9 protein-coding genes are annotated in these 14397 nt (G+C 44.5%); 5 read left to right on the top strand and 4 right to left on the bottom strand.

Annotated elements, in window-relative coordinates:
• Nucleotides 1-73 precede the first annotated feature (73 nt).
• Both D6V41_RS10225 and D6V41_RS10220 read right to left on the bottom strand, forming a co-directional pair.
• Entirely contained in the window at nucleotides 74-3232 is a 3159-nt protein-coding gene (locus tag D6V41_RS10225) for an efflux RND transporter permease subunit (protein WP_136251405.1), read from the bottom strand.
• Complete coding sequence (locus tag D6V41_RS10220) at nucleotides 3229-4533, bottom strand: efflux RND transporter periplasmic adaptor subunit (protein WP_136251404.1); 1305 nt, start codon at nucleotides 4531-4533, stop codon at nucleotides 3229-3231. The genes D6V41_RS10225 and D6V41_RS10220 overlap by 4 nt, the downstream gene beginning before the upstream one ends.
• 164 nt (nucleotides 4534-4697) lie before the next feature.
• Here D6V41_RS10220 and D6V41_RS10215 point away from each other — a divergent pair, with 164 nt between their 5' ends.
• From D6V41_RS10215 to D6V41_RS10200, 4 genes are all read left to right on the top strand, one after another.
• The gene (locus tag D6V41_RS10215; RefSeq protein ID WP_136251403.1) at nucleotides 4698-5345 is read left to right on the top strand and encodes a TetR/AcrR family transcriptional regulator; all 648 of its coding nucleotides are present in this window, start codon (nucleotides 4698-4700) and stop codon (nucleotides 5343-5345) included.
• Between the two features lie 106 nt (nucleotides 5346-5451).
• On the top strand, nucleotides 5452-6468 hold the full coding sequence (locus tag D6V41_RS10210) for an aspartate carbamoyltransferase (protein WP_136251402.1): 1017 nt from the start codon (nucleotides 5452-5454) through the stop codon (nucleotides 6466-6468).
• Nucleotides 6469-6471: 3 nt separating this feature from the next.
• Nucleotides 6472-7758 (top strand): glutamate-1-semialdehyde 2,1-aminomutase, encoded by a 1287-nt coding sequence (gene hemL, locus D6V41_RS10205; RefSeq protein WP_136251401.1) that lies wholly within the window; start codon nucleotides 6472-6474, stop codon nucleotides 7756-7758.
• A gap of 8 nt (nucleotides 7759-7766) precedes the next feature.
• Nucleotides 7767-8813, top strand: coding sequence for an adenylate/guanylate cyclase domain-containing protein (locus D6V41_RS10200; RefSeq protein ID WP_241664511.1), 1047 nt, complete (start codon nucleotides 7767-7769; stop codon nucleotides 8811-8813).
• 49 nt (nucleotides 8814-8862) lie between these two features.
• Here the strand turns inward: D6V41_RS10200 and D6V41_RS10195 are convergent, their stop codons facing one another.
• Both D6V41_RS10195 and ggt read right to left on the bottom strand, forming a co-directional pair.
• The gene (locus D6V41_RS10195; protein WP_136251400.1) at nucleotides 8863-9780 is read right to left on the bottom strand and encodes a Dyp-type peroxidase; all 918 of its coding nucleotides are present in this window, start codon (nucleotides 9778-9780) and stop codon (nucleotides 8863-8865) included.
• A 47-nt stretch (nucleotides 9781-9827) separates the two neighbouring features.
• Nucleotides 9828-11531 (bottom strand): gamma-glutamyltransferase, encoded by a 1704-nt coding sequence (gene ggt / locus D6V41_RS10190; protein ID WP_136251399.1) that lies wholly within the window; start codon nucleotides 11529-11531, stop codon nucleotides 9828-9830.
• A gap of 240 nt (nucleotides 11532-11771) precedes the next feature.
• Between ggt and D6V41_RS10185 the strand changes: the two genes are divergently transcribed.
• On the top strand, nucleotides 11772-14366 hold the full coding sequence (locus D6V41_RS10185; protein WP_136251398.1) for a hybrid sensor histidine kinase/response regulator: 2595 nt from the start codon (nucleotides 11772-11774) through the stop codon (nucleotides 14364-14366).
• The last annotated feature ends 31 nt before the right edge of the window (nucleotides 14367-14397 follow it).

Below are 14397 nucleotides of genomic sequence, written 5' to 3'. Positions count from 1 at the left end.
ATCATTAACAAAGCCCATATGATGATATACCGCATTCTCAAGCAAAAAGCACAATCGGTTTTCCACCATTTTGCTAATTGCTGAATACTCGTGTCATATATGCTTTGCGCTTTTCTCTTAAACGACATAAAAATGTAATGATTGTTGGAGTAAACACCAGAGAAAGTATCACAGAAAAGCCAACACCCCCAGCCAAAACTACTGCAAGCGGAGGCCAAAAGCTGCCTTCACTAAAAAGTAATAATGGGATCAAGCCACCCACGGTGGTAAAGGTCGTCGACAGGATGTGACGAGAGCAACTCATTGTTTCGTCCACGATGGCTGCAACATGCCCTTTCATCGCATCTGGATTACTGGCTATGGATGCGATGACAACAATTGAGCCATTAATTGCCACACCTATAAGTCCTGCACTCCCTAAAAGCGGATTAAATCCGATAGGTAAGCCAGAAAGCCATAAACTAAAAAAGCCTAGTCCCACCGATAAAATAGCCACAAGCACAATCACACCTGCAAATCTCACACTTGAAAAACTCAATATCAGGGAGGTGACCATTAATACAAGTAGCACAGGCGCGTAAGTTGCCAATTGTCCTATTGCTTGTTGTTGTTCATCCGCATCACCTGCCATTTTCAGGCGATAGCCAGGAGGCAAAGATAAACCCACTTCCTCTAACTCTTCTTTTAAACGATTGCTGGCTGTAATTGCAGGCACTGAGGGAAGTAAATAAGCTTGTATTTTATTAACGCGCTCGGAATTTTCTCGGGTAATACCACTAATACTTGGCTCAATTACAAAGTTACCAAGGCTGGAAACGCCCAATGGGCCTGTTGACGCGACATTTCGGTTGATCAATGGCAATGCTTCAACGTCTGATAATTGCCCTCTTTGAGAATCATTGATGCGCACTCTGACAGGCAGTTCTTCGGTCCCCTGTACGATGGTTCCGCCCGTTCTGCCGGCAAGCGCTGTTTGTAATTGTTGCGCAATGTCGTTTAATGACAGCTGTGCTAAATAACTGGTACTTTCGCTCACATCAAATCGAAGTTGCGCTTCGTTTATTTCAATTGAGGCCGTTGATTGCGTTAAGCCAGGCACTTTTGTCATGGCCAGGCGAACCTGCTGACCGAGCTCATCAAGTCTGTTTAAGTCTGGACCATAAATATCGACTTCGATAGGCGCCGCAATAGGTGGCCCCTGACCAAATTTGCGCACAACAATTTTTGCTTCTGGAAAACGGTTTTGCATCTCAAAGTGCATATTACGTACAAGCTTCTCGGCGTGTGCAACGCTTTGGGCCGTGAAAACCGCATTTGCAAACTCTGAACTATTATCTCTGGTCATCACCTGGTTGTAGTAAACAGAGGGTGTGGACGCTCCCACTAGCCATGTGAGTTGGGCAATACCCTCTTTTTTAATGAGGTAATTGTCAATCTCTCTCACAGTTTGATAAGTCCGGTCAATACCTGTGCCCGGCGGCATAAATACGTACATTTCAAACTGATCACGATCGGCACTAGGGAAAAATACGTTTTCCAGTTGCTTGGAAAGTAAAAAACCACTTAAACAAAAAGCAATAATCACTGGCAAAACAATCATCGGGGCTTGCACAAACCGTGCAAGTAAACTGGCGAAAGCCCTTGAAACGCTTGGCAATTGAAACCCTCTTCGATACCAGGCATGTTCAGTAGACGCATCTCTTGGCAGGTATCTGGCAGCAAGTGCAGCAATGATGGTCAAGGAGATACTTAAAGAACCGATTAGGGCCATAACAACGCTTATTGCAATTCCACCAATAAAATCGCCGATATTTCCATTTAATAAAAACACCGGCATAAAACCTAAAATGGTGGTTAAGGTAGAGGCAAATAATGGTGAAAAAAGATGTCGTATGCTTTTATTAAGCACTTCTAACCTGCTCAAGCTTTGGTCTTGCAAGTTTAAGCGAATTTCATCGGTGATAACTATCGCGTTATCAATCAGCAAACCAATTGCGATAATGATCCCAAATATGGACATCTGATGAATTTGCTGATTGAAAAAACTCAAGCTGAATACTGCAAAAGCCGCACATAAAGGAAGTGCCAACCCAACGATTCCAGAGGCTTTTATGCCCATAAAAAACATCACAACAAGCACAACCACAATTGAACCGAGCAGTAGATTTCCACTTAGTTCGGTAAGTCGAGCCTGTGTATATCTATTTTGTTCAAAAATCAGATTCGCTTGATAACTGCCATTAAATTGCTCGTTGAATTGCTGTGCTTTGTTTTGAATAGCGGCGGTCCACTTATCTACTCTCACCGTAGTTTGCATGCGTGCGGCGACAAAAATTGTCCGGGTAGAATTTAGCAGTGCAATTTCGGAGACGGGTAGCTGGGCTTGTCTTGATACGTCTGCGATATCCCCTAAACGCAAATAATCGCCCCTTTGGGTAATAATTGGAGTGCTCTGGATTGCAGAAAGCGACTCCAGTGGCTCTGCTACCTGCACACGAATGTCTCTTTGCTGATTGTACAAGACACCCGCCGGTAATTTTGCATCTGAACTTTGAATTCGTTCACTTACCTCTTGCAATGTCATACCAGCAAGGGCAAGTTTTTGTGCATCAAGCGTAACGGTAATTTCTTCCTGTGGCGCTCCATAAATCCGGACTAATTCAGTTCCACTGATATTTCGCAACAGATCTGCAAATTCTTCTGCCATTCGGGCATTAATGGTGATGTCGTTGGAGTCGGAGTATTGTGCTTCTATTGCGTAGATGACGGTAAAGGCTGTTGCTCCTCGTTTGTCTTCCAGAATAGGCGCCTGTGCGCCCGGTGGAAACCTGTTTGAGGCATCATCAATGGCGTCACGGATTTTAGAGAAAATTTGCTGGTTAGTGTTATTATCGACCCAGTCTTGCAGTTCAATCGACAAGGATGAAAACCCGGCTTTAGATGTCGATTTTATTTCCTTTATTTCATACAGTTGTCTTAGCTCATCTTCAAGGACATCGGTGACCAAGGCTTCTACTCGCTCTGCAGAAGCACCAGGATAACTTGTAAGCACAAGGACATTGCGTAAATCAATGCGAGGGTCTTCAAGTCGGGGGAGACTTTGAATGGCAGACAAGCCTGCTACCAACAGTATCACTATGCTTAAAGCGAGCAGATGACCGTTTCGAAAAAACGCCGTGTACCAGGGTTCTGTTTGGCTCTGATTTGGCTCTTTTTGTGCTGAAAGGCTCATAAAACTTCATCGACCTTTCGCTGAGCATACTTTTGCAGCGGATTGATTGGCTCGCTGCCTGTTTCGCTGGCTAGCGCTGGATTATCTCGCTCCACAATATTCGATACTCGCTGATTAGGCGTAAATCGGTGCGTGCCACTGATAACAATCCTATCTCCTGGTGCAATAGTGCCTGATACAAAAGCGCGATCACCGTCTAAATGCTCCAAAGAAACGGTTCTGGTCAGTAATCGTTCACTATCATCATCGTAAACCAGAAGCGTCCATAACCCCCTTACTCCGCTGGCCAATGCACTTACCGGTACCCACGTGCCTCGCTTTTCTTGTTCAATGTATACTGATATTTTTACCAAATCACCACTCACCATTGATGCAAGCTGCTCAAAACTCAAGTCACTTTTATCAATTTCAAAAAGCGTATCAATCGTACGTGTAGACAGGTTTCGCTGGCGCGCAACCGATTTTACAGTGGCCGGAATTGTAGACTCCCCGAGTTCCAGCATATAGCTATCTCCGGGAGAAAGACCAAAAGCAACGCGCTCGGGCAAACCAAAGCGAGCTTCAAGTGCGCTATCTGATAAAAGCGTAAAAACTGCCTGGCCGCTACTTAAGACCGTACCCTCATCAACAATTTGACGAAGCGCCTGTCCGTCAAAAGGCGCAATCAAGCTCGATTTAGCGATTTCTACCGCGAGGCTGTCTAAGCGCGCTTCGACTTCATTTACCACAGCAAGCGCCGCATCAAGCACAGCCTCACTCTCATCCAGACGCTGCTTAGGCTCGAGCTCTCTGCTGACTAAATCTGCGATACGTTTTAAAGAAAGCTCAGCCAATTTTGCATCGGCGTTTGCGCGTTGCAAACTGGCTTTAAGCTCGACTCTTCTTGCTTCAAGCCTTGTGATATCCAACTGTGCGAGCACCTGTCCTTTTTCAACCTGTTCGCCTTCTTCTACCAACACGTGCTTAAGGACACCTGCAAGTTCAAACCCTAGATCGGCAAACAGAGCAGACTCTACCGTTCCGTAAACGCTGCGCTTTCGCTGAAAACTTGACTGTAGACTGATAGGCGCGATGTGCACGGTTGAGTTTTCCAGCACAGCAAGTTCGTCATCTGAATAGGCCTGACTTAATCCGTCACCTGTAGCAAACATCAACAGACCCAATGACAGGAAACTAACAAGGCTTATTCCCAATAACAGTGTCAGTCCCTTTCCCAGAGTTTTGCGATCAGCATGCGATGAAGCCTGCTGATTCTCGGTATTAGGCTGTTTGATAGGAGAAGGCCCGGATTGAGATGACATGGTAAGCGCTCTTGCTCTGTTAAACCTTGATGGAGATCAATGCTAGATTATAAATACTAGACTGTCTAGTCTATTAATGTTAATTTTTATTATCTTGCGATTTTACATTGAACGCTTATGATGTTGAGTAAGCGCCTGAAGCCATTCTAAAGCGAGTAATAATCATGGCATCTGCTACCACAGAAATTAAAAAAAGCACCCCAGGAAGGCCAAAAAGCGCGGAAAAGCGCAAACAAATCCTTGAAAGCGCCGGAGAGCTATTTCTCAGCCACGGCTATGAGCGCACTTCAATGGAAATGGTGGCCAAGTCCAGTGATGTGTCAAAGCAAACCGTTTACTCCCATTTTAAAAACAAAGATGCGCTGTATAACGCGGTCATAGAAAGCAAGTGCATTGCATATCAACTTGAAACCGTCAGTATTTGTGACGCAAGTCGGTCACTAAGGTCCATTCTCACTCAGTTTGCCGACAAATTTATTAGGCTTTTAAGCGATGAGCAGGTGATCGCAATGTATAATGCGGTTATCGGAGAAGCATCAAATGCGCCTCATGTGGCAAAGCTTTTTTATGATGCCGGGCCAGTTCATAGTATCGAGCTTATCTGCCAACTCTTTCAAAATCACCCCGAATCACAACTGGAAAAAAATTTGGCGCATGAGGCGGCAGTCGATTTTTTCAACCTCTTGAAAGGTGAATATCATATGCGCTCATTACTGCACATGCCTTTTCAATTGGATGATGCCGCTATACAAAGGAAAGCGAATCGTTGTGCGCAGAAAACCGTGCTGATAATCAGACACTTGATGCAATAGCACTTGGAATGTTTACTCAATTTTGCTCAAATTTATCGCCTTTTCTCGCATACAAATACCATAGTTTGATACACTCTGGGCCATTCTAACTTAATCATCGAGAACCATGTCAGGCTTTACAGGTCAGCATATACTAAGTGTCAATCAATTTGACCGCGAGGCGGTTGAAAAGGTGTTTTCAGTCGCCGATACCATGCGCCCTTACGCGAACAGAGATAAACGCACGCAAGTATTAGACGGTGCAATTTTAGGCAACTTATTTTTTGAGGCCAGCACGCGCACACGGGTCAGTTTTGGTACAGCATTTAATTTGCTCGGTGGAGAGGTACGCGAGACTACCGGTATGAGTAACTCTGCCTTGGCAAAGGGCGAATCTTTATACGATACCGCTCGGGTTTTGTCGGGATATAGTGACATTATTGCCATGCGCCATCCACAAGCAGGCTCGGTAAGCGAATTTGCTCAGGGAAGCCGAGTTCCGGTTATTAACGGTGGAGATGGAGCGAATGAGCACCCAACGCAGGCACTGCTTGATTTGTACACCATCGCAAAAGAACGCGCCGCCTCAGGTGCCGGTATCGATAACTTGCATATTGCGATGATTGGCGATTTAAAATATGGCAGAACCGTACATTCATTAGCAAAAATGCTTACCCTCTTTTCTAATGTGCAGTTTACGCTTATTTCACCAAAAGATCTGGCGATGCCAGATAGCGTGTGTGATGCAATTGAGAACGCCGGACACACGCTGAGGATCAGTGAGCAATTAGAAGGTATTGTCGAAGCTGATATTTGCTATCAAACGCGTATTCAAGAGGAGCGCTTTTCTTCACAGGACGAAGCCAATAAATATCGAGGCAAGTTTCGTCTGAACCAGCAAATTTATACTCAGCATTTTAAGTCTCAAACCGTGATAATGCATCCTCTGCCTCGAGATTCCCGAGCAGAAGCAAACGAACTAGACAATGATCTAAACCTGCATCCTAATCTGGCTATTTTTCGACAAACCGACAATGGGGTATTAGTTCGCATGGCACTTTTTGCGCTGACACTCGGCGTTGAAGATAAGGTGAAAGACTTTGATCGCCCCGTCCACTGGTACACAAATAAGAGAACCATATAGTTTATGACTAAATCCGAAATTCTATTTGAACGCGCACAAAAAACCATTCCTGGCGGTGTAAATTCACCGGTCAGAGCCTTTAAAGCCGTAGGTGGAACGCCGCGCTTTATTCAGCGGACAGATGGCCCCTACATGTGGGACGTAGATGGCAATCGATATATTGATTATATTCAGTCCTGGGGGCCGATGGTTTTGGGACACAATAATGCGCAAATCAGACAAGCCGTAATAGCAGCCAGTGAGTTTGGGCTCAGTTACGGCGCGCCAACAGAAGCCGAAGTAGAAATGGCTGAACTTGTGGCCTCAGTGGTCCCGTCAATGGAAATGGTGCGCATGGTAAATTCTGGTACAGAAGCAACCATGAGCGCAATACGCATTGCCAGAGGCTACACCGGCAAGGACAAAATTTTAAAGTTTGAAGGTTGCTATCATGGTCATGCAGACGCTCTATTGGTTAAAGCAGGTTCAGGGGCGCTGACACTGGGTGTACCAAGTTCGCCAGGTGTGCCAGCCGATTACGCCAAGCACACTCTCACGGTTGAGTTTAATAATCTGGACTCGGTTGCTCAAGCCTTTGAACAGCACGGTGATGATATAGCCTGTATTATTGTAGAGCCGGTTGCCGGCAACATGAATTGTATACCGCCTGTTGAAGGATTTTTAGAGGGATTAAGGGATATTTGCGACCGCTATAACAGCGTTTTAATTTTTGATGAAGTAATGACCGGCTTTCGCGTCTCACGAGGTGGAGCACAAGAGCGTTATGGTGTTATTCCTGATATGACCTGCCTGGGCAAAGTTATCGGCGGCGGCATGCCTGTAGGTGCCTTTGGCGGCAAACGCGAGATCATCACTCACGTTGCGCCAACGGGTCCTATCTATCAGGCAGGTACCTTGTCGGGCAATCCGGTTGCAATGGCAGCAGGACTTGCTTCGCTTAGACAAATAACAGTAGATGGTTTTTACGATTCGATTTTTGAAAATACGGCCACTTTGGCACATGGATTTAAAGACCTTGCCCACAAGCACGGTATTCCGATGTCGGTAAATATCGCGGGCAGTATGTTTGGTATTTTCTTCACCGAAGAAGAGCATGTAACAAACTACCAGCAAGCCATTAACTGCAACACAAAGCAGTTTAATCAGTTTTATCACGCAATGTTGGACAATGGCGTATACCTCGCTCCAGCCTCTTACGAGGCAGGTTTTGTTTCAAAAGCGCATACCTCCGATATTGTTGCTGACACCCTTAATGCTGCAGATATTGCGTTTGCCAGTATCAACAAATAGGTGCATGCTTGCTTGAAATACTGCTTGGATTAGTTGTTATTTATGCGGTGATCATCACCGCAATGTTCCTACGTGAGCACGTGAATGCACAAAGTGAAAAGCTCATCCAAGAAAAAGTCATGGAAAAGCGGCAGGCGATGATGGACGCCACCATTGAAGCTAAAGCTGACGAAGCCATGCGTCTTCATCAGACCTTTCAAAAATTTGTGCCTCGCCAGTTTGTTGATCATTTTGCAAAAAATGGCGAAAAAAGTTTGGAGCTTGGAAGAGCAGACGAAGATAGAGTTGCGGTCCTCTTTTGTGACATACGAGGTTTTACTGCACTTTCAGAAAAACTCTCTCCGCAAGACCTAATGTATTTTCTAAACTCTTATTTTTTGCGGATGAACGCGCCCATCCATCAAAATAAAGGCTTTATTGATAAATTTATTGGCGATGCGATTATGGCTTTATTTGATAGCCCAGATGGCGGCGATGCTGACAAGGCCTCCGATGCAGTAAGAGCCGCTCTGGAAATTCAAGTCGCTCTGAAATTGTACAATAGCCATCGAGCGAACAGTAAATATGCGCCAGTAAAAAACGGTATCGGTTTGCATTTTGGGCCTGTTGTATTAGGCACGGTAGGCTCTGACGACAGGATGGATACCACAGTATTAGGCGATACAGTTAATGTGGCTCAACGTATAGAGGGACTTTGCCGCTACTTTAATACCGATATTATGGCAAGCGCCAGTACAATAAGCCTTGCAAATGAGATTTATCCCGTCGAATACCGTCTCGTTGACAATATTTTGTTTAAAGGAAAGAGTATTAGCATTCCCGTTGTTGAGGTGCTATCACACATGGACGATGAAAAAATCAGTCGCAAAAAATTAATTGGCGAGCATATTATGGAAGGTATTCGGTTAAGAGAAGACGGTTATTTGAAAACCGCTCATGCACATTTCATTAATTTGCGTGAAAGCTTTCCTGAAGATGAGGTGCTCCGGCATCACGTACTCACGTGCGAAAAAGCCCTCGAAAAGAAGAACTGGGACGGTCTTGTTCGCTTGTAATACTGAAAAAAATTTCAAGCAGAAGTATTTTCGGCTTAATTTTTCGCCTCTATAACAAAGCCTGAGAGCGTACAAAGGCAATGGATGGCGCAAAAAATGCAGCGCCTGTTTCAGCGTTGGTGTAATCCAGCAATTTATCGTAGTGTCCGTTTTGATCGCCATATATTCGGCTATGAAGTAAGTTTTTAAACGCGTTGGGATGATTTGCACAACTGACAAAATACAACCCTTGTACGCTCATGTTCCCGTAAGGCATGCTTTGATTAAGAAAGATTGGATATTCGCCGTTTGCTCCGGTAATTTTGGTTCGAAACGCATGTGACGATAGGCCCGAGTCGATAACCGGAAGATTATGCTCTTTTGTGCGCCCGATTATCCCTTCCTGCCTTTTTTCTGATAGTGCCTGCCAGCGAGTCATATCGTGTCGGTAGCGCTGAACGTGCACGTAACTTCCCCCTTTAAACGCGAGGTCTTCATCACCCACGGTGGCGATGGCGAATTTTTTCATGCCACGCGGATTATCCTCTGTGATCACAAAACCGGTAAGATCGCGACCATCTAAATATCGAAACGCCCGAATTTGCTCTACCAACTCAGTGTGTAGTCTCAAGCAGTCCATGATTTCAATACCGATAGCGTGGCAAATATCCAAGCGGTCAGCCCGTATCTGTACAAATAAATCGCAGGGAATGACTGGCGCACATCTATCTTCCGACTGCATATCAGGAAATGGAGAGAGCGCGCTTGGAGCATCCTCTGGGTACAGCTCCGACCAAAAATTCGTGCCTATAGCAACGACGCCTGAAACCATAGCTTCATAGTGCTCTTCGTCAAAATGATCGAAGATGTCTAAACACGTTGCTAATTTACTGCGAATAGCCTGCATGTCATCATCAACAACATTAAACAGCAGATACTGTGCATGCAGATTGGGCTCTGCACATATTCCTTTTTGAGCTTGTGTCATAGATACCGCAATGGCGCTTATTGTATGAGCGTATGGATTACTAACTGCTAATAACCCGCCGCCTGTCCGTCTTTTCTTGACTCTGATGCTCCGTAGTATACCTTATTTTTACTGTCATAAAGAATGGCTTGATATCCTCCAAATGCACCATTTACATCTCTAAGGGTGTGACCTAGCTTCATCAGTTCTCTGCGGGTTTTATAAGAAAAGCCTGATTCCAGACTGATATAGCCGCCGTCTGTCATCATCTGTCCTTCCGGCGTACTTGAGCCAGAATGCATTATTCGAGGGGCATCGCCAGCCTCTTGCAGATTCATACCAAAATCAATCATGTTAATAATAATTTGCGCATGCATTTGTGGTTGAGTCGCGCCGCCCATTACGCCAAAACTCATTAAAGGCTCGTTGTTACGAGTAACAAATGCCGGAATAATGGTATGAAAGGGTCGTTTGCCGGGGGCATATTGGTTAAAGTGACCCTCTTCCAAAGCAAACATTTCACCGCGATTTTGCAACACAAAACCTAAATCGGTTGGGATCATACCTGAACCCATGCCCCGATAATTACTTTGAATTAGCGAGACCATGTTACCGTCTTTATCCGCAACGGTGAGGTAAATTGTGTCGCCTTCGTATTTGCCAGCATCCAGACGTTTGGACGCTTGTTCAGGCGAGATAAGCTTCTGGCGCTCTTTGGCATACTCCTTAGAAATTAACCAATCAACCGGTATTTGATTAAAGCTTGGATCTGCGTAATATTTGGCGCGATCTTCAAATGCCAGCTTTTTTGCTTCTACAAAGGTATGTACAAACTCGGCAGAATCTCGTCCCATGCCTTCGATGTCATATAACTCCAATATATTCAAGATTTGTAGTGCCGCTATCCCCTGCCCGTTAGGAGGGAGTTCCCAAACATCATATCCGCGATAATTACTGGATACTGGCTCAACCCACTCAGAATAGTGTGCAGCTAAATCTTCATAGGATAAGAATCCGCCCTGCTCTTTCATAAACGCATCAATTACTCTTGCAATATCGCCTTTATAAAAGGCATCTCGTCCACCCGTAGCAATCTTTTCATAGGTGCTGGCCAGGGCCGGATTTTTAAAAATTTCACCTTTTTTGGGGGTTTTGCCATCAATGGTAAATGTTTCAGCAAAGCCCGGATAATCACCAATACGCTGTTGATTTGATTCAAAGTAGTACGCAATCAATTCGCTTACCGGAAAACCATTTCTTGCATATTCAATGGAAGGGGCGAGCAGAGTTTGCATAGGTTGTGAGCCAAACCGTTCATGCAACATAAACCAGCCGTCAACCGCCCCGGGGACAGAAACTGGCAAGGGGCCGAACTTGGGAATACTATCTAAGCCCTGCTCTTTAAAATATGACAATTCTAAACTTTGCGGGCTACGACCAGACGCGTTCAAGCCATATAATCGTTTGCTTTTGGCATCCCATACAATCGCAAATAGATCACCGCCAATACCGCATCCAGTTGGCTCTACTAAACCTAGCATTGCGTTTGCAGCAATGGCTGCATCAATAGCATTTCCGCCATTTTTCAATACGTCCAACCCAACCTGTGTCGCTAAAGGCTGACTGGTCGCCACCATTCCGTGCTGAGCAATCACTTCAGAGCGAGAAGCAAAGGTCTCTCCGGTAATTCTATCGTAAGCAAGCGCAGAAGCTGGTAAAAATAGAGATAACGTAAAAACGGTAAATATGCGACGACTAATGGATATATTCATGTCAGAAACCTTTTTATTGCGATTGTGCAAACTAACATCCTAATTTCACTATGTTTATACATTACGTTTAGCGCCAGTGATCCGCAAGTAATATTCATTATTCCCATGTCAATCGGAATTAGCAAAGCTAGCTTTACAGTGATTAAGCAAATGCATGACGATTTTCATCCTGACTCGTCAGACAATTTGGACAAAACGCCTCACTTAACTTTATACTAAAGTCTAAATACAGGAGGTACTTTGAATCGTTCACCCAACATAAGATACGCAATTTTGCTTTTAAGCATTTGCTGCATCGTTTTATCCAGCTATATTGCGTATTCAGTTTGGCATCAGTTCAATACGCGAGTCTTTAATGAATTTCACGAGGATAGTTTAGCCTTAAATTATCGACTTACTGCCGAGCTAAACGATATCGTTCAGATAGCGGTAAACAATGTCACACTTGCGGCTAATAGTCCTCTCTTAACCCAAAGTAGAGCGGAGCCAAGTTCCACGGCGGCAACAGAAGCACTTAAAAAGTCGTGGAAAAACATGCTTATGTCTTCTCCCTCGCTCTACCAAATACGACTATTGGATTTGCAGGGTGATGAAATTTACAGGTTGGAGCGAGATGAAGCTGGCGCGAGATGGGTGACGGGTAGCCAATTGCAGAATAAGCGCACGCGCAACTATTTTATCAAAGGACTTAATACCGACGCTTTAGTCTACCTCTCTGAGTTGGATTTGAATAAAGAGCAAGGCATAATCGAACGCCCTTTTCGCCCCACCATAAGAGCCACCGCAAAATACTTTGAACAAGAGCAAGTTGCTGGCTTGGTTGTGCTCAATTTTGATCTAAGAAGTGAGTTTGCCTTTTTTGCGCTCCAACAAAGCGCCCAGCCTCATTGGATTGTTAAAGAGAACGACTATTTTTTGTCTACACCAGACAATAGCGAGTGGGGCTGGCTATTAGAGCGCCCTGAGCATCGGTTAAGTAAACGTTTTGCGCATTTACTGGATATCGATTTGTCGCTCGTTACTGAAGAAAGGCGCTTGTCAGATACGCATATTCTTAGTGTGGTTACTATAGACTCAATCATGCCCGATGTTGCGCTGGAAGAGGACCGGTACTGGATAATAAGTGAACTGCCCCAGTCTGCGATTACTGCGCTTCAAACAAACACACTCTATATCATTATTGTTTTAAGCATTGTTGTTCTTCTCATTGTGATATGCGCGCGATATGTCGATAAACTGGCCAAGAGCATAAGAGAAAAAGAACTGTTGGCGATTGAACTAGCTGAAAAAGCGCAATCTTCCGAGCGAACCAAGTCACGGTTTTTAGCACAAATGTCGCATGAAATACGCACGCCGATGAACGGCTTATTCGGTTTATTGCAACTTACCTATGGAGAGCGGGATCAGCGAAAGATAAACGAAAATCTGAAAAATGCAATTAAGTCCTTTGAGACTCTACGACGGGTCATTGACGACATTCTTGATTTTTCCAAGATTGAAGCGGGTAAACTCAAGCTTGTTGAGCAGCCTTTTGCATTAGACCTGTCTTTAAGAGAAGTGAGCCAAACAATGAGCCGTGCAGCCTATGGCAAAAATATTGATATGTGGATTGATATTGACACTAACTGTCCCAGAGAGTGTGTCGGAGACATTATCAGACTCAATCAAATCTTGTTTAACTTAAGTAATAACGCCATCAAATTTACCAATCGGGGAGAAATCAGGCTTAACGTGAAGTTGCTGGCACAAAGCGACACGAGATATCACCTGGGATTCGTATTAAGAGATACAGGTATTGGCATGTCTCCGGCAGAGCTTGAGCAAGTATTTTCGGCATTTACACAGGCCAGCGATAAAACACATATTAAATTCGGCGGCACGGGTTTAGGCCTAACAATTGTCAAACAGTTGATTGAATTGATGGACGGCAGCATTACGGTTAGCAGTGAGCCTGGCAAAGGAAGCACCTTTGTTTTTGATATTTGGTTAGGAAAAGCTGAGAGCGAGCTTAAATTTGAGCAAAGCGATATGCGCATCGATACATATTTGCTCGAAATACTGTTGATATCTCACTCTGAAGTTGCCAAAACAATTATTCAAAAGCAGTGCGCAACGCTTGGATGGATTTCACGCTCTACCCATGAAGTGTCTAGTTTGGCAGCATTTAAATTTGCCAGCAATGACAATAAAAAAGCGGTTTTAATTGAAGATAGCATCCATCTTACAAAGAGTGATTTCGACGACATTACCCAGTTTAAAGCAAGATACCCGCAAGTTTTATTTGTGTTGATCAGCAAAACTACTAAACCAAGATTAACACTCAGCGAACAAAAGCTCTTTGATGTCATTATCAGTAAGCCCCTTACTCCCTCCGCTTTATACGACGAAATTGCCCCCTTTGTTAGCAATGCGCCAGCTAACCACATCGAAGAGAGCACGAGCAAGTCAAATGGCTTGGCAAACGCTCATATTTTGGTGGTAGAAGACAATGAAATTAATCAAATGGTTGCAGCAAGTATGCTGGAAAATGCAGGTGCAAAAGTGTCTTTGGCAAGCCACGGTGAAGAATGCCTTAACATGCTTTCAGATCAACCAGCGCAGTTTGATTTAATACTTATGGATATGCAGATGCCTGTAATGGACGGTATAAGCGCAACAAAGGCCATAAGAAAAAATGAAACCTACGACAGTATTCCCATTGTCGCCCTCACCGCTAATGCAATGGAAGAAGAAAGAGAGGCATGCATTGAAGCAGGAATGCAAGCTCACGTTGCCAAACCCATTGATAAAGCTGAATTGATCCAGACTGCTATTTTGGTGATTAGCAGGACCTAACGCAAAGCGCCGAATAAACGCAAAGCGCTCA

The sequence above is a fragment of the Ningiella ruwaisensis genome, from assembly GCF_004798935.1.
In the GTDB taxonomy this organism is placed as follows: Bacteria; Pseudomonadota; Gammaproteobacteria; order Enterobacterales; family Alteromonadaceae; genus Glaciecola; species Glaciecola ruwaisensis.
The sequence above is the reverse complement of the archived record's forward strand: the minus strand, read 5'-3'. Positions and strand labels throughout refer to the sequence as shown.